The 22,530-nt window shown below is 71.3% G+C and carries 21 protein-coding genes and 1 pseudogene; 12 read left to right on the forward strand and 10 right to left on the reverse strand.

Annotated elements, in window-relative coordinates; all coding sequences use genetic code 11:
* Positions 1 to 41 precede the first annotated feature (41 nt).
* Both FHG10_RS00310 and FHG10_RS00315 read right to left on the reverse strand, forming a co-directional pair.
* Positions 42 to 752, reverse strand: a complete 711-nt coding sequence (locus FHG10_RS00310; RefSeq protein WP_152351361.1) for a response regulator — start codon at positions 750 to 752, stop codon at positions 42 to 44.
* The gene (locus FHG10_RS00315) at positions 752 to 2,635 is read right to left on the reverse strand and encodes a sensor histidine kinase (protein WP_152351362.1); all 1,884 of its coding nucleotides are present in this window, start codon (positions 2,633 to 2,635) and stop codon (positions 752 to 754) included. The genes FHG10_RS00310 and FHG10_RS00315 overlap by 1 nt, the downstream gene beginning before the upstream one ends.
* Positions 2,636 to 2,739: 104 nt before the next feature.
* On the opposite strand from FHG10_RS00315, the gene FHG10_RS00320 reads away from it, so the two are divergent.
* The 6 genes from FHG10_RS00320 to FHG10_RS00345 all read left to right on the forward strand — a co-directional run bounded on the left by FHG10_RS00320 (position 2,740) and on the right by FHG10_RS00345 (position 9,037).
* Entirely contained in the window at positions 2,740 to 3,276 is a 537-nt protein-coding gene (locus tag FHG10_RS00320; protein WP_227487931.1) for a GAP family protein, read from the forward strand.
* Positions 3,277 to 3,282: 6 nt separating this feature from the next.
* On the forward strand, positions 3,283 to 3,480 hold the full coding sequence (locus FHG10_RS18120) for a hypothetical protein (RefSeq protein WP_227487932.1): 198 nt from the start codon (positions 3,283 to 3,285) through the stop codon (positions 3,478 to 3,480).
* 204 nt (positions 3,481 to 3,684) lie between these two features.
* Entirely contained in the window at positions 3,685 to 5,019 is a 1,335-nt protein-coding gene (locus FHG10_RS00325) for an ABC transporter substrate-binding protein (protein WP_152351363.1), read from the forward strand.
* Complete coding sequence (locus FHG10_RS00330) at positions 5,016 to 5,900, forward strand: carbohydrate ABC transporter permease (RefSeq protein WP_152351364.1); 885 nt, start codon at positions 5,016 to 5,018, stop codon at positions 5,898 to 5,900. Before FHG10_RS00325 ends, FHG10_RS00330 begins: the two co-directional genes overlap by 4 nt.
* A complete protein-coding gene (locus FHG10_RS00335) occupies positions 5,897 to 6,859 on the forward strand; it encodes a carbohydrate ABC transporter permease (protein ID WP_152351365.1) in 963 nt (320 codons plus the stop codon). The genes FHG10_RS00330 and FHG10_RS00335 overlap by 4 nt, the downstream gene beginning before the upstream one ends.
* A gap of 447 nt (positions 6,860 to 7,306) precedes the next feature.
* Positions 7,307 to 9,037: an ATP-binding cassette domain-containing protein gene (locus tag FHG10_RS00345; RefSeq protein ID WP_152351367.1), complete on the forward strand. Its 1,731-nt coding sequence runs from the start codon at positions 7,307 to 7,309 to the stop codon at positions 9,035 to 9,037.
* 264 nt (positions 9,038 to 9,301) lie between these two features.
* Here FHG10_RS00345 and ykgO read toward each other — a convergent pair whose 3' ends face one another.
* The 5 genes from ykgO to rpmB all read right to left on the reverse strand — a co-directional run bounded on the left by ykgO (position 9,302) and on the right by rpmB (position 10,893).
* The gene (gene ykgO, locus FHG10_RS00350; RefSeq protein WP_152351368.1) at positions 9,302 to 9,424 is read right to left on the reverse strand and encodes a type B 50S ribosomal protein L36; all 123 of its coding nucleotides are present in this window, start codon (positions 9,422 to 9,424) and stop codon (positions 9,302 to 9,304) included.
* Positions 9,421 to 9,750, reverse strand: a complete 330-nt coding sequence (locus FHG10_RS00355) for a type B 50S ribosomal protein L31 (RefSeq protein WP_152351369.1) — start codon at positions 9,748 to 9,750, stop codon at positions 9,421 to 9,423. The genes ykgO and FHG10_RS00355 overlap by 4 nt, the downstream gene beginning before the upstream one ends.
* A 70-nt stretch (positions 9,751 to 9,820) precedes the next feature.
* Entirely contained in the window at positions 9,821 to 10,126 is a 306-nt protein-coding gene (rpsN, locus tag FHG10_RS00360) for a 30S ribosomal protein S14 (protein WP_152351370.1), read from the reverse strand.
* Positions 10,126 to 10,293 carry a 50S ribosomal protein L33 gene (gene rpmG / locus FHG10_RS00365; protein WP_152351371.1) on the reverse strand — a complete coding sequence of 56 codons (168 nt, stop codon included), beginning with the start codon at positions 10,291 to 10,293 and terminating at the stop codon, positions 10,126 to 10,128. The genes rpsN and rpmG overlap by 1 nt, the downstream gene beginning before the upstream one ends.
* 363 nt (positions 10,294 to 10,656) lie before the next feature.
* Positions 10,657 to 10,893 (reverse strand): 50S ribosomal protein L28, encoded by a 237-nt coding sequence (rpmB, locus tag FHG10_RS00370; RefSeq protein WP_152351372.1) that lies wholly within the window; start codon positions 10,891 to 10,893, stop codon positions 10,657 to 10,659.
* Between the two features lie 56 nt (positions 10,894 to 10,949).
* Here rpmB and FHG10_RS00375 point away from each other — a divergent pair, with 56 nt between their 5' ends.
* The 4 genes and pseudogenes from FHG10_RS00375 (at position 10,950) to FHG10_RS18130 (ending at position 15,701) form a co-directional block, all read left to right on the forward strand.
* Complete coding sequence (locus FHG10_RS00375; RefSeq protein ID WP_152351373.1) at positions 10,950 to 12,086, forward strand: GTP-binding protein; 1,137 nt, start codon at positions 10,950 to 10,952, stop codon at positions 12,084 to 12,086.
* Between the two features lie 105 nt (positions 12,087 to 12,191).
* Positions 12,192 to 14,081 (forward strand): glycoside hydrolase family 35 protein, encoded by a 1,890-nt coding sequence (locus FHG10_RS00380; protein WP_152351374.1) that lies wholly within the window; start codon positions 12,192 to 12,194, stop codon positions 14,079 to 14,081.
* Between the two features lie 133 nt (positions 14,082 to 14,214).
* A pseudogene (locus FHG10_RS18125) lies at positions 14,215 to 14,586 on the forward strand (sulfatase-like hydrolase/transferase); the annotation flags it as partial.
* Between the two features lie 299 nt (positions 14,587 to 14,885).
* Positions 14,886 to 15,701 carry a sulfatase family protein gene (locus FHG10_RS18130; RefSeq protein ID WP_264674015.1) on the forward strand — a complete coding sequence of 272 codons (816 nt, stop codon included), beginning with the start codon at positions 14,886 to 14,888 and terminating at the stop codon, positions 15,699 to 15,701.
* A gap of 273 nt (positions 15,702 to 15,974) precedes the next feature.
* Here the strand turns inward: FHG10_RS18130 and FHG10_RS00390 are convergent, their stop codons facing one another.
* From FHG10_RS00390 to FHG10_RS00400, 3 genes are all read right to left on the reverse strand, one after another.
* Complete coding sequence (locus FHG10_RS00390) at positions 15,975 to 17,618, reverse strand: type 2 periplasmic-binding domain-containing protein (RefSeq protein WP_152351375.1); 1,644 nt, start codon at positions 17,616 to 17,618, stop codon at positions 15,975 to 15,977.
* 93 nt (positions 17,619 to 17,711) lie between these two features.
* Complete coding sequence (locus FHG10_RS00395; RefSeq protein WP_406565147.1) at positions 17,712 to 18,572, reverse strand: carbohydrate ABC transporter permease; 861 nt, start codon at positions 18,570 to 18,572, stop codon at positions 17,712 to 17,714.
* Between the two features lie 161 nt (positions 18,573 to 18,733).
* Entirely contained in the window at positions 18,734 to 19,765 is a 1,032-nt protein-coding gene (locus tag FHG10_RS00400; RefSeq protein ID WP_152351376.1) for an ABC transporter permease, read from the reverse strand.
* A 274-nt stretch (positions 19,766 to 20,039) separates the two neighbouring features.
* Between FHG10_RS00400 and FHG10_RS00405 the strand changes: the two genes are divergently transcribed.
* Both FHG10_RS00405 and FHG10_RS00410 read left to right on the forward strand, forming a co-directional pair.
* Positions 20,040 to 21,212 carry a Gfo/Idh/MocA family protein gene (locus FHG10_RS00405; protein ID WP_152351377.1) on the forward strand — a complete coding sequence of 391 codons (1,173 nt, stop codon included), beginning with the start codon at positions 20,040 to 20,042 and terminating at the stop codon, positions 21,210 to 21,212.
* 566 nt (positions 21,213 to 21,778) lie between these two features.
* Complete coding sequence (locus FHG10_RS00410; protein WP_152351378.1) at positions 21,779 to 22,477, forward strand: hypothetical protein; 699 nt, start codon at positions 21,779 to 21,781, stop codon at positions 22,475 to 22,477.
* Positions 22,478 to 22,530 lie beyond the last annotated feature (53 nt).

Genomic DNA, 22,530 nt, shown 5'->3' on the forward strand with positions numbered 1-22,530 from the left:
TCTCCTGGTGAGCGGGGGGCAGGCAATGGCGGCGCTCGACGTCAGCCCCGATGACGGTGCCACCACAGGGCGGCCTGCACCCGTGACTCGACCTGCAGCTTGCCGAGCACATGCGTGATGTGGGTCTTCACGGTGGTCACCTCGACCACGAGCTCACGCGCGATCTGCTGGTTCGACCTCCCCTCGGCGAGCAGCCGCAGCACCTCCTCCTCGCGCCGCGTGAGCTCGGTGCCCGGTGCCGGAGCGGGCCCCGGCGCGGGCTCGCCCGGAGTCCGGGCTTCCTCGGGCGTCCCGGTCCGCAGCGCTTCGACCACTGCCCGGGTCGCGGCGGGCGAGAGCACTGCGTCGCCGCTGGCCACGGCGTGCACGGCCTCGAGGATCCTGCGCGGTTCCTCCGTCTTCACGAGGTACCCGTCGGCGCCGGCCGCGAGCGCGCCCAGCACGTAGGAGTCGAGGTCGAAGGCGGAGATCACGAGCACGCGCGCGCCGGCCTCGCGCAGCGCCGGCGTGATCTCGATGCCGGTCGCCCCGGGCATGCGCACGTCGGTCAGCGCCACGTCCGGGCGCTGAGCCCGTGCGTGCCGCACGGCGGCGTCGCCGTCGGCCGCCTGGGCGACGACCTCGGTGCTCGGATCGGCCTCCAGCAGGGCGACGAGCCCCGCGCGCACCGCCGGATGGTCGTCGGCCACGAGCACGCGGATCGGGGTCCCCGGCTCCTCGCGGGCGACGGATGAGGTGGGGGCGTCGGGCATCAGGAGACCTCCGTCGTGAGCGGGGAGTGGACCCGTATCGGAGCCCGGACCTCGACGCGCCAGGTCCTCGGGTCGGCGGCATCGGGTCCGGCACTGAGGGATCCGCCGACGGCGAGGGCGCGCGAGCGCATCGTCGTGAGACCGAGCCCGGGGGAATCGTCGGCGCGGACATGGCCGGGGACGAACGCGTTGGTGCAGATCAGGCGGACTGCGTCGGCGTCCGCGACGACATGCAGCCGGCGCGGCGCCCGGCCGTGGGCGAGGGCGTTCGCGACGGCTTCTGCGCCGATCCGCAGCAGCGCCGCCCGCAGCGTCGGGTCCACGTGCGCCGGATCCTCGACCAGCGGATCGACCTGCACCAGACTGCCGTCGTCGGCCCCGTCGGCCCCGTCGGCCCCGTCGGCCCCGTCGGCCCCGTCGGCCCCGTCGGCCCCGTCGGCCCCGTCGGCCCCGTCGGCCCCGTCGGCCCCGTCGGCCCCGTCGGCCCCGTCGGCCCCGTCGGCCCCGTCGGCCCCGTCGGCCCCGTCGGCCCCGTCGGCCCCGTCGGCCCCGTCGGCCCCGTCGGCCCCGTCGGCCCCGTCGGCCCCGTCGGCCCCGTCGGCCCCGTCGGCCCCGTCGGCCCCGTCGGCCCCGTCGGCCCCGTCGGCCCCGTCGGCCCCGTCGGCCCCGTCGGCCCCGTCGGCCCCGTCGGCCCCGTCGGCCCCGTCGGCCCCGTCGGCCCCGTCGGCCCCGTCGGCCCCGTCGGCCCCGTCGGCCCCGTCGGCCCCGTCGGCCCCGTCGGCCCCGTCGGCCCCGTCGGCCCCGTCGGCCCCGTCGGCCCCGTCGGCCCCGTCGGCCCCGTCGGCCCCGTCGGCCCCGTCGGCCCCGTCGGCCCCGTCGGCCCCGTCGGCCCCGTCGGCCCCGTCGGCCCCGTCGGCCCCGTCGGCCCCGTCGGCCCCGTCGGCCCCGTCGGCCCCGTCGGCCCCGTCGGCCCCGTCGGCCCCGTCGGCCCCGTCGGCCCCGTCGGCCCCGTCGGCCCCGTCGGCGGTGACCGCTGTGTGCGCGTCCGTATCGAGCCGCGCCGCGAGCGCGTCCCAACTGAGCGTCACCTCCGGCTCGGCCGCGCCCTCGTCGGTGAGCATGGTGATCACCGAGCGCAGATCCCGCAGCGCCGCCTGCGCCGACTCCCGGGCAGTGGCAAGGGACCGCTCGCGGGCGTCTGCTGAGGGCAGCTGCGCCGCGAGCCCCGCGTGCAGCGCGACCGCGCTGAGATGCCCGGACAGCACATCGTGCAGATCCTGGGCCAGCCGGCGCCGCTCCGTCTCCACGGCACGCTCCGCCCGCTCCGCGGCGAGCTCCTGCTCGGCCGAGGCGAGACGCTCCGCCGTCGCCCGCGCCAGGTGCAGGTGCCGCACCTCCCAGCCCCAGGCCAGGGGAGTTCCGACGACCACGACGATCAGCAGCAGCCCCACGACGATCGACGGGCCCGGCTGCGGCCAGGTGGATGCCACCGCGAGCATCGCGATCGAGATCGCGACCCCCGCGCCGCTCGTCACGCGCGCCAGGCGCCGGGACCCGTAGGCGACCGGCGACCACAGCGCCTCGAACAGCAGCACATAGCCGCCGATCGTGGACCCGCCCAGCACCTCCGCGCACGAGAGGACGCCCGTCACCACCAGCGTCACCGCCGGCGCTCGGTGCCGCAGCGCCGTCGCCAGTGCCGCGGGCAGCAGCAGCGCGATCGATACGGTGCCGGGCCACAGCGGCCCCTGCTCCAGCAGACCCTGCGTGCTGACCCCGGCGCTGCCGATGCCGCCGAGGGACACCACGACAGCCAGGTAGATCGCCGCGACGAGCAGGTCGCGGCGCGGCAGCCGCGGTGCGCGCTCGGGCCCGGAATCCATGCTCCCGAGGCTAGACGGCGGAAAGCGGGCCGGCACCGGTGATCGAGGGTTCCAGCACCAAGGGATGACGCCCTCGGACCGTGCGGCCCGGAAGCCTGGAACCCATGGAAGCCCTGACCCACGCCACGGGTCCGCTCGGACTGGTGGTGCTCGCCCTCGTCGACTCGACCTCCGTGGGGACCCTCGTGATCCCCGTGATGCTGCTCGTCCTCGGACAGGGCGGCGCGCGCCGCGTGGCAGCCCGCACCGTGCTGTACCTCCTGGTCATCGGGGGTTTCTACCTCGCGTTCGGACTGGTCCTGCTGGCCGGGCTGCTGCCGCTCATGCAGTCCGCCCAGGGACTGCTCGAGACGCCCGCTGCCGCTGTCGCCCTGGCGGCGATCGGCGCCGGGCTGCTCGCCTGGTCCTTCCGTCTCGACCCGAAGGCGATCCGCAAGCGCGGAGGGGACCCCGAGGCCTCCGCGCGACGCTGGTCCGAGCGCGTGCGGGAGGCGGCCGGGAAGCCGCGGGCCCTCGTCGGCCTCGCCCTGCTCGCCGGCAGCATCGAGGCGGCGTCGATGCTCCCGTACCTCGCGGCGATGGGGATCATCGGGCAGATGGGGATCGGGTTCGCGCGCGGCGCGCTGGTGCTGGTCGGCTAGTGCGCGGTGATGATCCTGCCCGGGCTCGTGCTCGCGGGGGTGCGGGCGCTCGCCGGGGCCCGCGCCGACCGTCTGCTCCAGCGCCTGCACGACTGGGCGATCCGCAGTGCCGCCGAGACCCTCTCGTGGGTGGTCGGGATCATCGGCGTGCTCCTGCTGCTGCGGAATCTGGGGACCGCCGCCGGCGTGCTCGGCATCGGGTGAGGCCGACGGCCCGCCGCTCGTCGGGCCCGCGGAGGCACCGCTCGAGGTGTGAATCACGACACCCCGCCGTGAACGATCACGAGGTCGCGGACCTGCGGAACCTCTGCGCGCCGCCGATGCGGAACTCCGAGGCCCGCGCGGCGCCCCGGAAATAGTCGCCGAACGCTAATGTGGGCCTCGACTTCGCAAGGAAGAGGAGTACCCATGAGACCGCTCGTGCCACGCCGCACGGCCCTCGCCGGGGGCGCTGCAGCCCTCGCCGCGGGCCTCGCGGCATGCGCCCCCACCGGTGCCGGGAAGGTGAACGCGGAAGCGGTCATCCCGCCGTCGGACGGGCCCGTCACCCTGACCTACTGGGCCTGGCTGAAGGACCTCCAGAAGGTCGCCGACAAGTTCAACGCCTCCCAGGACCGCATCACCGTCAACGCCACCTGGATCCCGGGCGGCAACGCCGGCGGCTACGCAAAGATCCTCAGTGCCGTCGCCGCGGGCGGAGGCCCGGACATCGCCCAGGTCGAGCTGCGCAGCGTCCCCGAGTTCGCCCTCGCCGGCGCGCTCACGGACCTCTCGCGCTACGGCTTCGCCGACGACGAGAAGGCCTTCGACCCCGGAGCCTTCGCGCAGATCAAGGTCGGCGACTCGCTCTGGGCCGTCCCGCAGGACACCGGCCCCGGCGCGATGTTCTTCAACAAGGACGTCTTCGAGGGAGAGCTGGGACTGACCCCGCCGAAGACCTGGGACGAGTTCCGCACGGCGGCCGAGGAGGTCTCCAAGGCGGGCAAGACGATCATGACGCTCGACCCGGGCGACGGCTCCGTGCTGCCGATGTGGGCCATGCAGAAGGGCTCCGTCTGGTTCGAGCCCCAGGACGACACCTGGGTGCTGAACATGGCCGACGACCCCACCATGGAGATGGCCGACTTCTGGGACGGCATCTTCAAGGACAAGCTCGTCTCCACGGGCTACGGCCCCTTCTCGACCCCGTGGTACGCCGCGGCCGGCTCGGGCGACGTGCTCTCGTACGTCGGCGGGTCGTGGGGCGACGCCCTCATCGAGACCGTCCCCGGCGGCAAGGGCAAGTGGGCCGTGGCCGACATGCCCCGCTGGGACGACGGGTACGCGTCCGGAGGGCTCGGCGGCTCGTCGGCCGCGGTCCTGTCCACGAGCGAGCACCCGGCCGAGGCGCTCGAGTTCCTGCGCTGGATGTGCACCGATCCCGACGGCATCGACGCGATGATCAAGAACTCGGGCATCGGCTGGTCCCCGGCCGCCGACTACATCGGCAAGACCCGCGAGAAGCCCAGTGAGTTCTTCTCCGGACAGAGCTACAACGTCGACGTCATCGAGCCGATGGCCAAGGGTCAGAACCTGGACTGGACCTGGGCGCCGCTCATGCAGCGCATCATCGACCGCCTCGGCGACGGCATGCTCGACGTCGTCGGCGGCGCCAGCACCTTCACCAAGATGCTGCCGCAGGCCCAGGAGGACATCGCCGAGATCATGCGCAAGATCGGCCTGAAGGTGGAGATCGCCAAATGAGAAGCAAGAGCGCTCCCTGGGTGCTGATGGCGCCCTTCCTGCTGCTGTTCCTGTTCACCATGGTGCTGCCGATCATCATCGCGATCGTGCAGTCCTTCATGACCGTGCAGCGCACGGGCCTGGTCGGCGAGGACGGCGCCGTCAGCCGCTTCGCAGGCCTGGAGAACTACCTCGCGGCGCTGACCAACCAGAACTTCACCGACGCGATCCTGCGGATGCTGCTGTTCGGCGTCGTGCAGGTGACCGTCATGATCGTGGCCTCCACGATCCTCGCGCTGCTCCTGGAGAGTGCGAGCGCGAAGTGGCCGGGCCTGTTCCGCGCCGCCTTCTTCCTGCCCTACGGCATCCCCGGCGTGATCGCGACGATCCTGTGGTCCTTCCTGTACGTCCCGGGCCTCAGCCCGATCGTGGACGCGCTGGGCTGGGTCGGCATCGACGTCGACTTCCTGGGTCCGAACATGGTGCTGTGGTCGATCGCGAACATCGTGACCTGGACCTATACGGGCTACAACATGCTCATCATCATCGCCCAGCTGAAGGCGATCCCCGCTGACCTCTACGAGGCCGCGAAGATCGACGGGGCCGGGCCGCTGCGCGTGGTCACCTCCATCCAGCTGCCCCTGATCCGCCCGGCGCTGATGCTCACGATCATCTTCTCGATCATCGGCACGCTGCAGCTGTTCGCCGAGCCGCAGGTGCTCTCCTCGATGAGCTCCGGCATCAACTCCGAGTACACCCCGAACCTGTCCGCCTACGCCTACGCGTTCCAGTACAACGACCTGGGCATGGCCTCGGCGGAGGCGGTCATCATCGCGCTCGCCGCGTTCATCCTCTCGGCCGCCGCGCTGGGCATCTCCAACCGTCTGGGGAGGAAGTCATGAGCACCTCGACGCAGACGCAGGACCCGTCCGCGCACTCGAACCCGAGCACGACTGCGACGGGCGCGACCACGAAGCGCGCGAAGGCCGGCAAGGGCGGGCAGGACTCCCGCACCGCCGGCACCAAGCCGACCACCACCATCATCGTCACCGCGATCCTGGTGATCGTCGCGCTGTACTTCCTGGTGCCCGTGTACTGGGTGATCGTCAACGCCACGAAGTCCACCGAGGACCTCTTCGGCACCAACGGCTTCTGGCTCGGCAACACCTTCCAGCTGTTCTCGAACCTGGGCGATGTGCTCACCGCCAACGGGGGAGCCTTCCCGCGCTGGGCGCTCAACTCGCTGCTCTACTCCGGGGTGGGCGCGGTCTTCGCCTGCTACTTCGCCGTGGCCGCCGGGTACGCCCTGGCCAAGTTCGAGTTCCCCGGCCGCAACGCGATCTTCGCGTTCGTGCTGGGCGGCGTGCTGGTGCCCGGCACCGCGACTGCGCTGCCGCTGTTCCTCGTGTTCAGCAAGATCGGGCTCACCAACACCTACTGGTCGGTGCTGATCCCCTCGCTGCTGAGCCCCTTCGGCCTGTTCCTCGCCCGCATCTACGCGAGCGCGGCGATCCCCGACGAGGTCCTCGAGGCCGCCCGCATGGACGGTGCGAGCGAGATGCGGATCTTCCACACCATCGTGCTGCGCCAGCTGGTGCCGGCGATCGTGACCATCCTGCTGTTCCAGTTCGTCGCGATCTGGAACAACTACTTCCTGCCGCTGGTGATGCTGGCCGACGAGAAGCTCTACCCGATCACCCTGGGCCTGAACAACTGGCGGGCCCAGACCGATCGTCTGCCGGAGTTCTACCAGCTCACCGTGGGCGGCGCGCTGCTCTCGGTGATCCCGCTGGCGATCCTCATCATCGTGCTGCAGCGCTTCTGGCGCGGCGGCCTCACCGAGGGCTCCGTCAAGGGCTGACGCCCGGCGCCTTCCGCGCGGCGCCGCCGTGGCGCCGCCGTGGCGCCGCCACGGCGCCGCTGCACCCAAAGATGTGAGGGTGGCGAGCCAAGAGAGTCCACTCTTGGCTCGCCACCCTCACATCTTTCCGGGCCCGTCGTCCCGCCGCTCCGGCGGACGGGCGGCCCCCGGGTTTGGGCGGGTTTGCGGACCATTCAGTGGTGTGAATGGTCCGCAGACCCGCCCGAACAACCGGATCTGGGCCGCGCCGCCCCAGCGGGCTGCGCCGCCCCAGCGGGCCGCGCCGCCTCCGTCGGTGGGCCGCGATTCCCCCGCCGGCCGCGCCGCCCTCTTCGGGCCCGTCGCCCTCGGCCGGCGGCACCGATATCGCGCCCGACTCCGTCCCGCTGACCTCCAGATTCTGTTATTCGCTCCTCATCCGCCGGCCCGCCGTGGAACGCTCCACGCATGGGGGTCTTCGGGGTCGGGGTCTGGAGCGTGCGCCAAGCATGGGCGACGGCGCCGGGGAAGCTGCTGCTCACGGCGCTGCTCGGCCTGCTCGTCGCCGCGGTGCCGTCGGCCCAGGTCGTGCTGATGGCAGGCTTCGTCGCGGCGCTCACCACAGCGGACAGCTTCACTGACGTCGCCGCTCCTTTCGGCGGGCTCGTCCTGCTGATCGCGTTCGCCAGCCCGGTCCAGGAGATCTCGAGCATCCTGCGCTGGCGGTGCGTCGATCTCATCGGTCTGCACACGAAGCAGGAGGTCGCAGCGACTCTCGCGACCCTTCCGCCGCGCATCATCGCCGACCCTGCCGTCGCTGCGGACATCGAGGCCGGCAACAAGGCCGCGGAGGACGAGCTGCCGGCGGTGTTCCCCTTCGTGCTCAACGTCCTGCAGTCCGCGCTGTCGGTCATCGGCGTGTTCTTCACGCTGCTGCTCATGAGCCCTCTCGCGGCGCTGCTCGTGCTGGTCTCCCTGGTGCCGATGCTCATCGCCTCGCAGCGCGTGGCCCGGATCGACTCGCAGATGTGGGACGACGTCGGCAAGCTCTACTGGCGCTCCCGATACCTCCACCAGCACCTGGTGACCACCGCACCCGCCGTCGAGCTCACCTCGCTCGGGGCCAGCGGACAGATCTCCGCGATGGTCGCGCGCACCGTCCGCGACATCACCGCGCGCAAGGCCAAGACGTACCCGCCGCAGCTGGGCTGGCGACTGGCCTCCGGCCTCGCCACCTCCGTGCTGCTCGCGGGTGCGCTGGCTTCGCTCGTGGTCGGCGTCCACTACGGACCCGCCGCGGCAGGCGGTGTGTACGGGGTGATGGCCGCGATGAACGCCGTCGGTTCATTGGGCGGAGCACTCGGATACGTCGTCGAGGGCAGCGCTCCGTTCGGGCGCTACGAGAAGCTCCTCGCGCTGCGGCGCGAAAGTCTGCTGCCTGCCATCGCCGACGACGCCGCCGTCCTGGAGGTCGAGGGTGTCTCGCATACGTACGACGGCAAGGACGAGCCCTCGCTCGAGCAACTGGACCTGCGCATCGAGAAGGGATCCGTGGTCGCGCTGGTCGGCGTCAACGGCGCGGGCAAGACGACCTCGGTCAACGCGATCGTCGGCACGCTCGAGCCGCAGGAGGGGCGCATCGCGATCGACGGCCGCACCCGGGACAACATGTCCTTCCAGGAGTGGGTGGGCTATTTCGGCATCCTCACCCAGGAGTTCGGGCGCTATGAGCTCACGGTGCGCGAGTCCCTGCAGCTGGGCACTCCGCGCACCGACGTCAGCGACGAGGAGATGTGGGCCGCGCTCGAGGCGGCCAATGCAGCGAGCATGGTGCGCGGTTTCAAGAACGGTCTCGACCAGCAGCTCGGGTCGCAGTGGGAGGGCGGCGTGGGCCTCTCCGGCGGGCAGTGGCAGCGCATCTCCCTAGCGCGCATCCACCTGCGCGGCGCACCGATCTGGATCCTCGACGAGCCCACGAGCGCGATCGACGCCGAGGCCGAGCAGGACATCTTCCGCGAGCTGCAGCGCTCGAAGGGCGAGCGCATCACGATCGTCGTCTCCCACCGGGCATGGACCCTGCGGGGGATGGACGAGATCCTCGTGATCGACGACGGCCGGGTGGTCGAGCGCGGTCGCTACGACGAGCTGCTCGCCACCGGCGGTCGCTTCTCCGCGATCTTCGCCGAGCAGGCGAGCTGAGCGACCGTCGCGCAGAGCAGGCGTGGCGGCGCCGCACCCGACGAGCTGAGCAGCCGTGGCGCCGCCGCACGCGAAGATGTGACGGTGGCGAGCCAAGACTCGACCTTCTCGGCTCGCCACCCTCACATCTTTCCGGGCCCGTCGTCCCGCCGCTCCGGCGGACGGGTGGCCCCCGGGTTCGAGCGGGTTTGCGGACCATTCAGTGGTGTGAATGGTCCGCAGACCCGCCCAAATGCTCGAAGACGGGCCGCGCCGCCCTCCCGTTCAGCCCTGCCGGGCCTTCAGGCGCGGGTTCCTCTTGTTGATCACGAAGGTGCGCCCGCGGCGGCGGACGACCTGCGATCCCGGCTGGCTCTTCAGCGCGCGCAGGGAGTTGCGGACCTTCATCGGGTGGCCTCCTGGGTGGATGCGGCGGTGCTCGGGGTGCCGGCGCTCGACGATCCCGGGCCCGAGGTCTGCGCGCCCGCGGACTTCGCGCCGTAGCGGCGACGGAACTTCTCGACGCGTCCGGCGGTGTCGACCACGCGGGCGCTGCCCGTGTAGAAGGGGTGCGAGGCGGACGAGATCTCCACGTCGATGACGGGGTACTCGCGGCCGTCGTCCCACAGCACGGTCCTGTCCGAGGTGACGGTCGAGCGGGTGAGGAACGAGTGCCCGGCGCCGGCGTCGCGGAACACGACGTGGTGGTAGTCGGGGTGGATGCCCTTCTTCATGAAGGCCTCCTTCGCGGTGTCAGGGGGATGGGCGGGACGGGTCGTCGGCGGATCGGCCGACGGCCGCACCTCACCAGCTGGACTTTGTGATGCCGGGCAGCTCGCCGCGGTGGGCGGCGGCCCGGAAGCGGACGCGGGAGAGGCCGAAGCGGCGCAGATGGCCGCGCGGTCGCCCGTCGATCGCGTCGCGGTTGCGCAGGCGCGTCGGGCTCGCGTCGCGGGGGAGCGCCTGCAGGGCACGCTGGGCCTCGGCGCGCTCCGCGGGGGAGGCGGCCGGGTCCTTGAGCGCCCGCTTGAGTGCGGCCCGACGCTCGGCGTACTTCGCGACGACAGTGCGCCGACGCTCGTCGGCCGCGATCTTCGAGGTCTTGGCCATCAGCGCTCCTCCCGGAACTCGACGACCTCGCGCACGCGCGGGTCGAACTTGCGCATGCTGAGGCGATCGGGGGTGTTCCGCCTGTTCTTGGTGGTCATGTAGGTGAAACCGGTGCCGGCCGTGGAACGCATCTTCACGGTCTGGCGGACGTCGTTGCGACGACTCATGGGTGCCCTCCTGCGGGGTCGTGGTGGGTGGATCGATGGGCGCTGGGCCGCTGGGGCTGCGCGGGGATGTTGTTCGGGTGCGCCGCCCCGGAGGACGGTCGCGTCAGAGGTGATGGACGAGATGCTCGCTCGGCGGGGCTGGTCAGATCCGAGGGCCGACGGGCCGACTGGTCGACGGGTCGACGGGTGGAGCGGGAACTCGGTCCTGCGGAGGCGGGGCCGCCTGCATGAGATCGCGCGCCCCGGTTCCTTCCGTGCCGGGTACGACGCCAGAGGGTCTCTGCTCCATGTCAGGGGTGCTCGCACGTCACATCGTCGGCATCCCGCCGGCCCGTCGGCCCGCCGCCCCTCGGCCCGCCGGCCTCAGACCTTCTCGCCCCGGGCGAGCAGCTCCTGGACCACCGCGTCGATGCCGCGCCGGTCGATGATCTTGATGGCCTTGGCCGAGAGCGTGAGGCGCACGGTGCGGCCGAGCGACGGGGCGAAGTACTTCTTGTGCTGGATGTTCGGGCTGAAGCGGCGAGGCGTGCGGCGGCGGGAGTGGGAGACGTTCCGTCCCATCCGCGGCTCGGCGCCGGTGACTTGACAACGCTGGGTCATGATGGAGGAGACTAACTACTGATAATCATTCTCGTCAAGAAGTGAGGTCGCGACGGATGTCCGCGAACGATGCCGCGAACGGCGGCCCCGATGCCCGAGGGCCGCTGCGCCCCCTGCCCGACGCCGGTTCCCTGCCCGTCAGCCTGATCTCCGCGATCGACCCGGTGCTGCGGGACGTGCTGGTCACGAGCCTGCTGCTCGAGCGGCCCGGCATGCTTGCCCTGCGCTACGAGGTCGACGCGGAGCACGGGGCGCTGCGCCGCGTGCTCGGCGACGCGGAGCGCGTGATCGACGATTCCCTCGTCGAGCTCGACCACCCGTGCGTCTCCTGCGCCATGCGCGAGGACGCGATCCCGCTGCTCGCGCGCCTGGCCGCCGAGAGCCGCTGGAACGGTCTGCTGCTCGCCCCGCCGATCAGCGCCGACCCGGAGGTCGTCGTGCGCACGATCCTGCCCGGGCGGCAGGGCTGGCACCTGGGGTCCTCCGCCGCCGTCCTCGACATGCGCACCGCCGTGCACGACCTCCTCGAGGACGACACCCTGGCCGAGCGCGGCCTGCAGTGGGCCGACGGCGACGAGCGCGCGGTGGGCGAGGCCCTCGCCGCCCAGATCGAGTACGCCGACCTGCTGGTCCTCGACGGGGCCGACGGCGCCGCCCGCGAGCTCATCGAGCACCTGCGGGCGCCCGAGCAGCAGGTCTCCGCCTCGATGCACACCCTCCACCCGAAGACCCTGCTGCTGGGCCGCCATTCCCGCGCCCGCGCCGAGGGGCGCCGCGATCCCCGCCGCGTCGAGCCCTACGGCGGCCCCACCGCCCACGGCACCTGGACCCTGGACCTCAGCTCCGAACGGCCCTTCCACCCCGAGCGCCTGCTCGAGCACATCGAGGAGCTCGGGGCCGGCAGGCTGCGCGGCCGCGGCCGCTTCTGGGTCCCCGACCGCCCCGGCACCATCTGCCAGTGGGACGGCGCGGGCGGCCAGGTCTCCATCGGTGCGATCGCCGACGCCGGCCGCGACCTGCCCACCACCCGGCTCGTCGTCACCGGCGTCGGGGCGGCGGATGCCGAGCGCGTGCGCCGCGCCTTCGGCCGCATCCTGCTGACCCCCGAGGAACGGGCCGACGGGCTCGCCCCGTGGCTGGGCGTCGAGGACCGCCTCGCCCCGTGGCTCGGGGAGCGCGAGACCGCGGCCTGAGGCGAGGGGCGCGGGGCGTCGGCCTCCATCGGAGGCGCCTCCGCGACTCCCCGCCCCATGGAAGACTGGCATCTGTAGATCGGTTCACCGAGAGGACTCCCGACGATGCCTGCCCTGCTCGAGCCCACCCCCGAGGGATTCCTCCGCGGGGGCGAGCCCCACCAGATCGTCTCCGGCGCGATCCACTACTTCCGTGTGCATCCGGACCAGTGGCGCGACCGCCTGCGCCGTCTGGTCGCGATGGGCTGCGACACCGTGGAGACCTACGTGGCCTGGAACGTCCACCAGCCCGCGCCCGAGACCGTCACCTTCGAGGGCATCGCCGACCTCGGGCGCTTCCTCGACATCGCCGCTCAGGAGGGGCTGGATGCGATCGTGCGCCCGGGCCCGTTCATCTGCGCCGAGTGGGAGAACGGCGGATTCCCCGGCTGGGTGCTGCGCGAGCAGGGCGTGCGCCTGCGCACCCGCGACGCGGCCTATCTGCGCCTGGTCGACGACTGGTTCGACCAGCTCATCCCCGTGATCGCGCAGCGCCAGGCGTGCCGCGGCGGCAACGTCGTCATGGTCCAGGTCGAGAACGAGTACGGCTCCTTCGGCGACGACGCGGTCTACCTCGCGCACCTGCGCGACGGCCTGCGGGCCCGCGGCATCGACGAGCTCCTGGTGACCTCCGACGGCCCCGCGCGCATGTGGCTGACGGCCGGAACGGTCGAGGGCGTCCTGCCCACCGTGAACTTCGGGTCCCGCACCCTGGACGTGCTCGAGATGGCGAGGCGCGAGCTGCCGGACCAGCCCCTGATGTGCATGGAGTTCTGGAACGGCTGGTTCGACCACTGGGGCGAGAGCCACCACTCCCGCGACGCCGCGAGCGCCGCCTCCGAGCTCGAGGACATGCTCGCGCACGGCATGAGCGTGAACTTCTACATGGCCCTCGGCGGCACGAACTTCGGGCTCACCGCGGGCGCGAACCACGACGGCGGCCTCCAGCCCACGACCACGAGCTACGACTATGACGCGCCGATCGCCGAGGACGGCCGTCTCACCGAGAAGTTCCATGCCTTCCGCGAGGTCATCGCCCGCCACCGCGACCTCCCGCCGCTCGAGAAGCAGCTGGCGGAGCTCGGCCTCGAGGCGGAGCCGGCCGCCCTGCCCGCGCGCGAGGTGCGCATCGAGCGCGTGGCGGCGCTGCGCGATGCCGAGCGCTTCACCCGCACCGCCCCCGTCCACATCGCGCCGCCCGCCTTCGAGGACCTCGGGCTCGAGCGCGGCATGGTCCGCTACTCGCGCGAGGTCGAGATCGAGGCCCGCGAGCAGGCCGACGGCACCCGCACCCTCGCCCCGCTCACGCTCTACGGCCTCGCCGACCGCGCGTGGGTGTTCGTCGACGGGATCGCCGCCGGCTCCGTGGGCGTGGGCGCGCGGGGATCGGCCGACGAGTCGCTGGTCGGGGAGAGCGAGCCCGCCGTCGTGGAGCTCGCGCCGCTCGTGGACCGCCTGCTGCCCGGCGGCGGGAACCGCACGGTGCGCGTCGAGATCCTCGTGGAGAACCTCGCCCGCGTGAACTTCGGCCCCTACCTGGGCGGACGCAAGGGCATCCTGCGCGGCGTCTGGGACCGCGTCCGCTTCCTGGGCGACTGGGAGGCCGACCCCTGGCCCCTCGAGGAGATGGGGGAGGAGCTCGCCGGCATCGCCGCCGAGGCGGATCCCACCACGCAGTCCCCGTCGGCCGAGCCCGCCGATGACCTGCCCGTCCTGGTCGCCGCCTCCTTCGAGGCCGAGCGCAGCGCCGACGCGCACCTGGACCTCTCCGCCGCCGGCCACGGCGTCGCCTACGTCAACGGGCACTGCGTGGGCCGGTACTGGAGCGTCGGACCCCAGCAGTCGCTGTACGTTCCCTCCCCCTGGGTGCGCGAGGGCCGCAACGAGGTGCTGCTGCTGGATCTCGACGCGATCCCCGCCCGGCTCGCCCTCGCCGAGCGCCCGTTCTTCGACTGAGCGCCCGGTCTTCGACTGAGCGCCCGGTCACCGACCCGCCAAGCGGCCGCCGGCCGGCCGAGGCGTCGGCGAAGCGCACGACCATCGACTCACCACCGCGCGCGTTGTGCGCACATGACGGACGGAGGAACGGATGCCTGACACGAGCACGACCGGTGGCGCCCCCGATCAGCGCCAGCGCCCGAACATCCTGCTGATCGTCTCGGACGACCACGGGTACGGCGATCTGGGTCTGCGCGGCAGCGATCCGGAGGTCTCCACCCCGCACCTCGACGCCCTCGCGGCGTCGGGGCGGCTGTACGACAACGCGTACGTGACCGCACCGATCTGCAGCCCGTCGCGCGCGGGCCTCATCGCGGGCCAGTACCAGGAGCGCTGGGGCGCGCACTGGTTCACGGACTCCGCGATGCCCCCGCAGGCCGTGCCGTCGCTCGCCGAGCTGCTGGGGGAGCGCGGGTACCGCACGGGCTACTTCGGCAAGATCCACTACGGCCAGGACAGGCCCGGCGATCGCGCCTGCCCGCCACACCACGGCTTCGACACCTCCTTCTACGGCGTGGCCGCGCTCTCGATGGGCCGCCTGCACTACCTCCACCACTCCCGTGCGCACGAGGAGGCCTACGGCGAGGCCGCCGAGCGCCACGGCGTCTCCCCGATGTGGGAGGGCGAGGGTGAGCAGACCTGGGAGGTCGACTGCGAGCGCCACCTCACCGAGGAGTTTGTCCAGCGCGCGATCGACTTCGCCGGCGATGGCCGCGGGGAGGGGGCCGACGGCGCGACCGGGGCCGAGGGCCCTTCTTCGCGATGGTCGCCTTCAACGCGGTCCACAACTTCACCTGGCAGCTCCCGCAGCACGAGCTCGACGCCCGCGGCCTGCCCTCCCATCCCGACTTCGACGCCGAGACCAACGACTACCTCGACTGGTACGACGGGGCGGTCGAGCCGAACCTCGAGAACGGCCGCGCCTACTACCTGGCCCAGCTCGAGATCATGGACCGCGAGATCGGGCGCCTGATGGCGCACCTCGAGGAGACCGGCCAGCGCGAGAACACCCTGGTGGTCTACATGACCGACAACGGCGGCTCGCACTGCAACTACGGGCGCAACACCCCGCTCGAGGGCAGCAAGTACACGCTCTACGAGGGCGGCGTGCGCACCCCGCTGATCATCTCCTGGCCCGGCGCGACCGAACCGGGATCCGTGTCGAAGTCCCTGGTCAGCTCGCTCGACCTGATGCCGACCTTCATCGGCGCCAGCGGCGTCCCCCTCGCGGCCGACGGCGTGTGCGACGGGATCGACCTGCGCGACTCGCTGCGCGACCCCGAGGCGCCGGTGCACGTCTCCCTGCACTTCGACACCGGCTTCCAGTGGGCCGTGCGCACGCGCGACTGGAAGCTGCGGTTCGTGGACCCGGAATCCCGGGCGCGGGCGAGCATCCTCCAGGTCGAGCACACGGACATCGGCAGCGGTATGCAGCTGAGCCCTGCGACCGACGACCTCGCGGGCCTCGACGAGACCCGGGAGGTCTCGGCCGAGCACCCCGAGGCGCTCGCGCACCTGCAGCGGCTGCACGAGTCCTGGCGGGCGGAGATGGAGGCCTCGGCCGCCCGCCTCCCCTGAGCGCGGCGTGGCCGACGGGCGAGCCAGAGGGAGCCGTGAGACCGACGATGACCAGGTTGTCTCACCGGAACGGCTCGTTCCGGTGAGAAAACCTGGTCATCGTCGGCGGGCGCGGGCTTGGGCTTGCGCGGGCTTGGGCTTGCGCGGGCGCGGGCGCGGGCGTGGGCTTGGGCTTGCGCGGGCGGGGGCGTGGGCGTGGGCTTGCGCGGGCGCGGGCGCGGGCGGGGGCGCGGGCGTGGGCGACCGTGAGGGCCGTCGGCCCGCCTCAGTCCGTCACTTGGCCTTGGGATCCTTGGTGACCGGGACGTCCGCGGGGAGGACCTCGGCGTACTCCTCGAGGATCTTCTTGCCGCCGCCCTCCTCCCAGGTCTTCAGGGCCTTCTTGAAGTCGTCGATGGTCTTGCGGCCCTGGATGACGTCGTCGCGCACGTCGTTCAGGCGGGTGCCGATCTCCGTGCCCTTGGACGAGGCCGTGTCGGAGTACAGGCCCTTGATCGGGGACTGCGCCGCGTTCTCGAGCAGCTTCTTCTCCTGCTCATAGATGTACTCGGAGTCGTCGGCGATGGGGTTGTAGATGACGCCCTCGCCCGAGGCCATGATCTCCAGAGCGCTCTGGAGACCGGGCACGTTGGTCTCGCCGTCCTCGGTGAGGGCGTAGTTGCCGTCCTTGACCTCGTACTCCTCGCCTTCGCGACCCCAGTTGACCGTCATGTACTCCTCGGTCCCGAAGGGCGCAGAGAGGTAGTTGATGAGGTCCAGCAGCTCGCGGATCTTCTTCTCGTCGTCCGTCTTCTTCAGCGGTGTGAATCCCACGGTCCCGTAGCCCATGTCGTAGACCGGGGTGCGGTCCTTGTCCGCGGCGAAGGGGACGAGGATGTCGGCCAGCAGGTCCTTGTTATAGCTGCGGTAGTCGGAGGCGCCGCGCGGGCCCACCGACACGACCGCGCCGATCGTCCCGTTGGAGAAGTACTGGGAGGACTCGGCGAGGTTCAGGTCCGGGTAGAAGACGCCGGCCTTGAAGACCTTCTGCGCGTACTCGAGGGTCTCGAGGTATTCGTCGGTCTGGTACTGCGCGGTGAGCGTGCGGTCCTCGTTCACGCGGTACCCCGTGGGCACGCCGAACCACTCGCCGAACATGTGGAAGGCGTTGGGCAGGAAGGGCTCGAGCGCCCAGCGCTTGCCCTTGATCGAGACGTCCTTGCACTTCTCGAGGAACTCGTCGGCGTCGTTGAACGAGAAGCCGTCGACGTCCTTCCACACGTCGGGGTTGCCCAGGTAGACCTGCCCGAAGGGGGTGGAGGGGATCGGGGCGCCCCAGATCTTGCCGTTGACCACGGCGGTGCGCCACGAGCTCGGCGTGAGCGCGGCGAGGTTGCCCCATTCGAGCACCTTGTCCCCCGAGAGGTACTCGGTGAGGTCGGTGAACTGCGACTCGAGCATCGGGCCGACGTTCGGGATGCCCTGGTTCGGCGGCACCCACATGAGGTCGGGCAGGTCGCCGGAGGCGAGGATCGTCGCGAACTTGTCCGGGTAGGAGTCGATGACGACCTGCATGTCCAGGGTGCCGCCGAGCTGCGTGTTCAGGTTCTTCCAGAAAGGGTTCGACTTCATCGGCGGCGGGGGCGTCTGGAAGGTCTGCGTGAGCGCCTTGATGGTGCCCGAGGTGATGGGCTTCTTGTCCGTGGTCTTCAGGAGCTTCTCGGGAGCCTTCAGGAAGACGTTGTGCAGGCCCTTCTCGTTGCCCTTCAGGTCCGGCGTGAGGCCGTCGAGGGCCTTGTAGGTCGGAAGCTCGACCTCGGCCGACTTCTTCGCACCGCCGGACCGGCTGGAGCTCGCGGTGCAGGCGCCCGCGCCGACGGTGACTGCGGCGGCGCCTCCGGCGGCGAGGAGCTGACGACGTCCGATCTCGAAGCTCATGGTGTGTCCTTTCATCAGGGCCGCAGCGAAGCCACTGCGGAGCAGGAGGGGGGGGGAGGGAAGGTGAAGCAGCGGTGCCGGCGAGTGCGCGGTTCAGCCCTTGATGGCGCCGGTGATGACGCCCTTGGAGAAGTACTTCTGGAGGAACGGGTAGACGACCACGATCGGTGCGAGCGCCACGACGACGACGGCCATCTTGATCGACTGCGGGGGCGGGGCCTGCGAGACGCCGAGGGTGTCGGCGGTCATCGAGGACCCCTGGATGACGTAGCTGCGCAGGATCATCTGGATCGGCCACAGCGACTGGTCGTTGATGTACAGCAGGGCATTGAAGAACGAGTTCCAGAAGCCGACCGCGTAGAACAGGCCGATCACGGCGATCACGGCCTTGGACAGGGGCAGCACGATCCGCAGCAGGACGGTGAAGTCGCTCGCGCCGTCGATCTTCGCGGACTCGAGGAGCTCCTTGGGGATCCCCATGAAGAAGGAGCGCATAACGATGAAGTTGAAGCCCGCGAACAGTCCCGGCAGGATCAGCGACCAGATCGTGTTCAGCAGGTGCAGCTCCTTGATCATGAGGTACATCGGGATCAGGCCGGGGCTGAAGAACAGGGTCACGATGATCGCCATCAGCATCGGCTTGCCGAAGAGCACCGGGCGGCTGAGCGCGTAGGCCATCGTGATCGTCACGAAGAGTGCGAGCAGGGTGCCCACCAGCGTGATGAACACGCTGACGCCGATCGCGCGGAACACCAGCGGGCTCTTGAAGATGGTGCGGTAGGCCTCGAGGGTCGGGTCCGTCGGGAACAGCACGTAGCCGCCGGCGTCCCGGATCTGGTCGCTCGAGGCGAACGAGGTCGAGACGACCACGAGCATGGGCACCACGATCGAGATCGTCACGACCGCGATCAGCAGGCACTTGAGCACGGTGAGCCCGGGCGTCGGCTTCTCCATCCAGGCGGCGCGCTCGCTGCGGCCGAAGGCGCGGGCCCAGATCCGCTCGTGCAGCGAGCGGTCGTCCGTCGCGGCGGCGGATCGGCTCGCTGCGGAGGCGGCCGACGGGGCCGCGGCGTCGTTCTCGTCGACCTCGGGGGCCGGTATGGTCATGTGCTCGCTCATCGCGCGCTCCCTCGGTAGATGCCGTCCTCGCCGAGCATGTGGGCGAACTTGTTGGCCAGCAGGACGAGGATCGTGCCGACCACCCCCTTGGCGAGGCCGGCGGCCGCGCCCATCGACCAGTCGCCGCCGATCACGCCCGTGTAGTAGGAGTAGGTGTCCAGGACCTCCGAGGCGTCGGCGCCCACGGCGTCCCGCTGGAGGATGAACTGCTCGAAGCCGACGGTGAGGATCGAGCCCAGGTTCAGGATCAGCAGCAGCACGATGACCGGGCGCATGCCCGGCAGCGTGATGTGCCAGATGCGGCGGAAGCGTCCCGCGCCGTCGGCCGCGGCCGATTCGTAGAGCGCCGGGTCGATGCTCGCGAGCGCCGCGAGGAAGATGATCATTCCCCAGCCGGCGTCCTTCCAGACGTTCTCGAGTGCGACCAGGAACGGGAAGGTGCTCGGGTTGGTCATGAACGGGATCGCGTCCATGCCGTGGGTCAGCAGGAACTTGTTGATGAAGCCCGCGCCGCCCAGCATCTGCTGGAACAGGGCGATGACCAGCACCCACGAGAGGAAGTGGGGGAGGTAGACGATCGACTGGAACGCCTTGCGCAGGCGTGGGGTGACCATCGAGTCCACGACGAGCGCGAGGACGATCGGCACCGGGAAGAACAGCACCAGCTGGACGACAGCGAGGATCAGCGTGTTCTTCAGCGCCAGGAAGAACCGGCTGTCGTCGAACAGGTCGATGAAGTTCTGCATCGCCATGTACGGCGCCTCGGTGATCTTGAGGTAGGGCTGGTAGTCCTGGAAGGCGATCACGTTGCCGAGGATGGGGATGTAGAAGAACAGCAGCAGGCACAGCGCGCCCGGGATCATCAGGACGAGCATCTGCCAGTCGCGTCGCAGGCGCACCCCGAACGGGTCCTTGGGCTTGCGTGGTGCGCGACCCTTCCTGCCGCTGCGCGAGGGGCTGCTCGCGCTCTGCGTGCGCAGCGCGATCGCCTCCCCCTCCGCGGCTGTCGCCGGCGTCGTCTGGCTCATGGGTCTCCTCGCAGTTCATGAGGCGGCCGGGCGGCCTCCCTGCCGAGCCTCGGTGCTTGACAGGTTCTGGATGACAGTAAATGATCTTGGTCGCCGTGTAAATCCATTCACCATTTCGTGATCATCCGATGGTCCGAGCACCCCCGCTCCCGGCGTCGACGCCGGAGGCCGTAGGGTCGCGAGCAGGCCCGATGTCCGACGGTGATGGGTGGACGCGCGAGCGTCGTGCCCGGACGGGCCTCGACCCCCACCATCGCGAAGGAGTGTGGTCCACGTGGAGGACCTGCGGATCGGCATCATCGGCTACGGCGCGCGCGGCGGTCTGTCGCGGCATGCGCATCGGCCGGGGGAGGGGTCGCGGGTCACGGTCGTCGCCGACCCCTCGGAGCGCGGCCGGGAGGACGCCCGCGAGCGCTTCGGCGAGGAGGTCGCCTACGTCGCCTCGGTCGACGAGCTGCTGGCCGAGCACCAGGTCGATGCGGTGATGATCCTGGCCCCGGACTTCGCCCACGCCGGGATCGCCCTGCAGACCCTCGGCGCCGGGATCCCCACCTTCACCGAGAAGCCGATGGCGATCCGCGTCGAGGACACCGACGCCATGCTGCAGCTCGCGATGGAGAAGCGCACGCGGCTGTTCGTCGGCCACAACATGCGCCACATGCCCGTGATCCGCCAGCTCAAGGCGATCGTCGACTCCGGGCGCATCGGGCGCGTGCGCGCGATCTGGTGCCGCCACTTCGTGGGCGCCGGCGGCGACTTCTACTTCAAGGACTGGCACGCCGAGCGCGCGCGGGCCACCAGCCTGCTGCTGCAGAAGGGCGCGCACGACATCGACGTCATCCACTGGCTCGCCGGCGGCTACACCCGCCGTGTCTCCGGCATCGGCGACCTCGCCGTCTACGGCGACATCAGCGACCGCCGGGACAACTCCGACCGCCGCATGTGGGACTGGTACGACGACTCCACCTGGCCGCCCACCGCCCAGAAGGAGCTGAACCCCACGATCGACGTCGAGGACATCTCGATGCTCAGCATGACCCTCGACAACGGCGTGCTCGCCTCTTACCAGCAGTGCCACTTCACGCCCGACTACTGGCGGAACTACACGGTGATCGGCGACGCCGGGCGCATCGAGAACATGGGCGACGGCGGCGGGGACCAGATCCACATCTGGGAGTCCCGCAGGAGCGGACCGGGCAGCCCCGACGCCGTCGAGGTCATCGACCGCGGCGACGGCGGCCACGGCGGCGCCGACCCCAACCTCGTGGGCGAGTTCCTGCGCTTCGTGCGCGAGGGCGGCGCGACCGACGTCTCCGTGATCGCCGCCCGCGAGGCCGTCGCCACCGGCGTCTACGGGGCCGAGTCCATCCGCCACGGCGGCGTCCCCTACGACATCCCCGAGGTCCCGGCCGACGTGCGCGCCTACTTCGACGGCGGCCAGGCCTAAGGGTCCCCGCGCCCGCACCCGCACCCGCGCCCGCCATCCCGAGCGCCCGCCTCGTCGGTCCGTGGTCGATCTGACGTTCGGGTTGGAATTCGGCCCCGATTCCAACCCGAACGTCAGATCGACCGGGCGGATCACGGATCACGGATCACGGATCACGGATCACGGATCACGGGGCCGGGTCAGGGGCGTGGGGCCGGATCCTGGGGCTGGGGTCCGGGGCCGTGATCGGCGTCGGCGTCGACGGAATGTGGAGGGCTCGGCGTCGGTGCCGTGACCTGCGCACTGTGGATGGGCGACGGGCCTGTGCCGCGGCACCGGCACCATGTGCGGATGGCTCGCCCGCCTCTCCGCTGCCCGCTTCGCTCGGCCCCGTGTTCACCACGCGGCAGGCCCGCGCTGCGGGCGTCACCCCCCAGCGTCTGCGTGCACGGGATGTGGAGGCGATCTGTCGCGGGATCCACGGGAGGGTGGGCGCACCCGTCACGGCGACGGCCCTCGCTCGTGCTGTGGCGACGGACGTTCCCGGAGTTGTCGTCCGCGGCCCCACGGCGGCTGAGCTCTTCGGGATGCCGCTGCCGTTCCGGGTGATGTCCGAATGGGGCGAACCCGTCCACCTGAGCACCGAGACCGCACGCCGCAGCACCGCGCGGGTGCGCTGGCACGAGTGCACGCATGCGCGCGCGGAGACGGCCTCCGTCGACGGTATGCGTCTGACCAGCAGGGTGCGCACCTGGTGCGATCTCGCCGCGGACCTCACGGTGGATGAGCTCGTGATGGTCGCCGATCACCTGGTGCGGCACCCGCGACCGAGGTTCGAGGGCCGCACCCGGCCCCATGCCACACCGCGCGAGCTCGAGACGGCGATCGAGCGCTGGGGGAGGCCCTGGTCCGCGAAGCTGCGGGAGGCGCTCGCGCTCTCGCGCGTCGGCAGCGATTCGGGGGCGGAGACGGCGCTGAGGCTCGGCCTCGAGAGAGCGGGCCTCCCGGAGCCCGGACTGAACATCGCGATCTGGGACGGCGACATCTGGCTCGGTGAGCCCGACCTGCACTGGGAGGCCTGGAAGGTCTGTGTAGAGCACGAGGGGCCGCGTCATCTGGACCGTGAGCAGCAGGCGAAGGACATCCGACGCACCGAGCGTCGCACCGACGCCGGATGGATCGAGGTGCGCACTACGGCGACGGATCTGCACCACGGTGCTGCCCGCGCCGCCCACCGTGTCGCCTCCGCGCTCCACCGACACGGATGGGCAGGGGAATCGCGCTGAGCCGGGACGGGCGGGGCGCCCGCCGGTGGGAGCGGATCGAGCACGATCGGCGT

The organism is Brachybacterium subflavum, assembly GCF_009299795.1.
In the GTDB taxonomy this organism is placed as follows: Bacteria; Actinomycetota; Actinomycetes; order Actinomycetales; family Dermabacteraceae; genus Brachybacterium; species Brachybacterium subflavum.

What these genes read in the sequence shown, in the direction of transcription:
- FHG10_RS00345 (WP_152351367.1), top strand. Translation starts at nt 7,307, where the DNA reads ATGGGGGTCTTCGGGGTCGGGGTCTGGAGCGTGCGCCAAGCATGGGCG.
- FHG10_RS00355 (WP_152351369.1), bottom strand. Translation starts at nt 9,750, where the DNA reads ATGAAGAAGGGCATCCACCCCGACTACCACCACGTCGTGTTCCGCGAC.
- FHG10_RS00380 (WP_152351374.1), top strand. Translation starts at nt 12,192, where the DNA reads ATGCCTGCCCTGCTCGAGCCCACCCCCGAGGGATTCCTCCGCGGGGGC.
- FHG10_RS00390 (WP_152351375.1), bottom strand. Translation starts at nt 17,618, where the DNA reads ATGAGCTTCGAGATCGGACGTCGTCAGCTCCTCGCCGCCGGAGGCGCC.
- FHG10_RS18130 (WP_264674015.1), top strand. Translation starts at nt 14,886, where the DNA reads ATGGTCGCCTTCAACGCGGTCCACAACTTCACCTGGCAGCTCCCGCAG.
- FHG10_RS00330 (WP_152351364.1), top strand. Translation starts at nt 5,016, where the DNA reads ATGAGAAGCAAGAGCGCTCCCTGGGTGCTGATGGCGCCCTTCCTGCTG.
- FHG10_RS00335 (WP_152351365.1), top strand. Translation starts at nt 5,897, where the DNA reads ATGAGCACCTCGACGCAGACGCAGGACCCGTCCGCGCACTCGAACCCG.
- ykgO (WP_152351368.1), bottom strand. Translation starts at nt 9,424, where the DNA reads ATGAAGGTCCGCAACTCCCTGCGCGCGCTGAAGAGCCAGCCGGGATCG.
- FHG10_RS00325 (WP_152351363.1), top strand. Translation starts at nt 3,685, where the DNA reads ATGAGACCGCTCGTGCCACGCCGCACGGCCCTCGCCGGGGGCGCTGCA.
- FHG10_RS00410 (WP_152351378.1), top strand. Translation starts at nt 21,779, where the DNA reads ATGCCGCTGCCGTTCCGGGTGATGTCCGAATGGGGCGAACCCGTCCAC.
- FHG10_RS00400 (WP_152351376.1), bottom strand. Translation starts at nt 19,765, where the DNA reads ATGAGCCAGACGACGCCGGCGACAGCCGCGGAGGGGGAGGCGATCGCG.
- FHG10_RS00395 (WP_406565147.1), bottom strand. Translation starts at nt 18,572, where the DNA reads ATGGAGAAGCCGACGCCCGGGCTCACCGTGCTCAAGTGCCTGCTGATC.
- FHG10_RS00320 (WP_227487931.1), top strand. Translation starts at nt 2,740, where the DNA reads ATGGAAGCCCTGACCCACGCCACGGGTCCGCTCGGACTGGTGGTGCTC.
- FHG10_RS00310 (WP_152351361.1), bottom strand. Translation starts at nt 752, where the DNA reads ATGCCCGACGCCCCCACCTCATCCGTCGCCCGCGAGGAGCCGGGGACC.
- rpsN (WP_152351370.1), bottom strand. Translation starts at nt 10,126, where the DNA reads ATGGCCAAGACCTCGAAGATCGCGGCCGACGAGCGTCGGCGCACTGTC.
- rpmB (WP_152351372.1), bottom strand. Translation starts at nt 10,893, where the DNA reads ATGACCCAGCGTTGTCAAGTCACCGGCGCCGAGCCGCGGATGGGACGG.
- FHG10_RS00375 (WP_152351373.1), top strand. Translation starts at nt 10,950, where the DNA reads ATGTCCGCGAACGATGCCGCGAACGGCGGCCCCGATGCCCGAGGGCCG.
- rpmG (WP_152351371.1), bottom strand. Translation starts at nt 10,293, where the DNA reads ATGAGTCGTCGCAACGACGTCCGCCAGACCGTGAAGATGCGTTCCACG.
- FHG10_RS00315 (WP_152351362.1), bottom strand. Translation starts at nt 2,635, where the DNA reads ATGGATTCCGGGCCCGAGCGCGCACCGCGGCTGCCGCGCCGCGACCTG.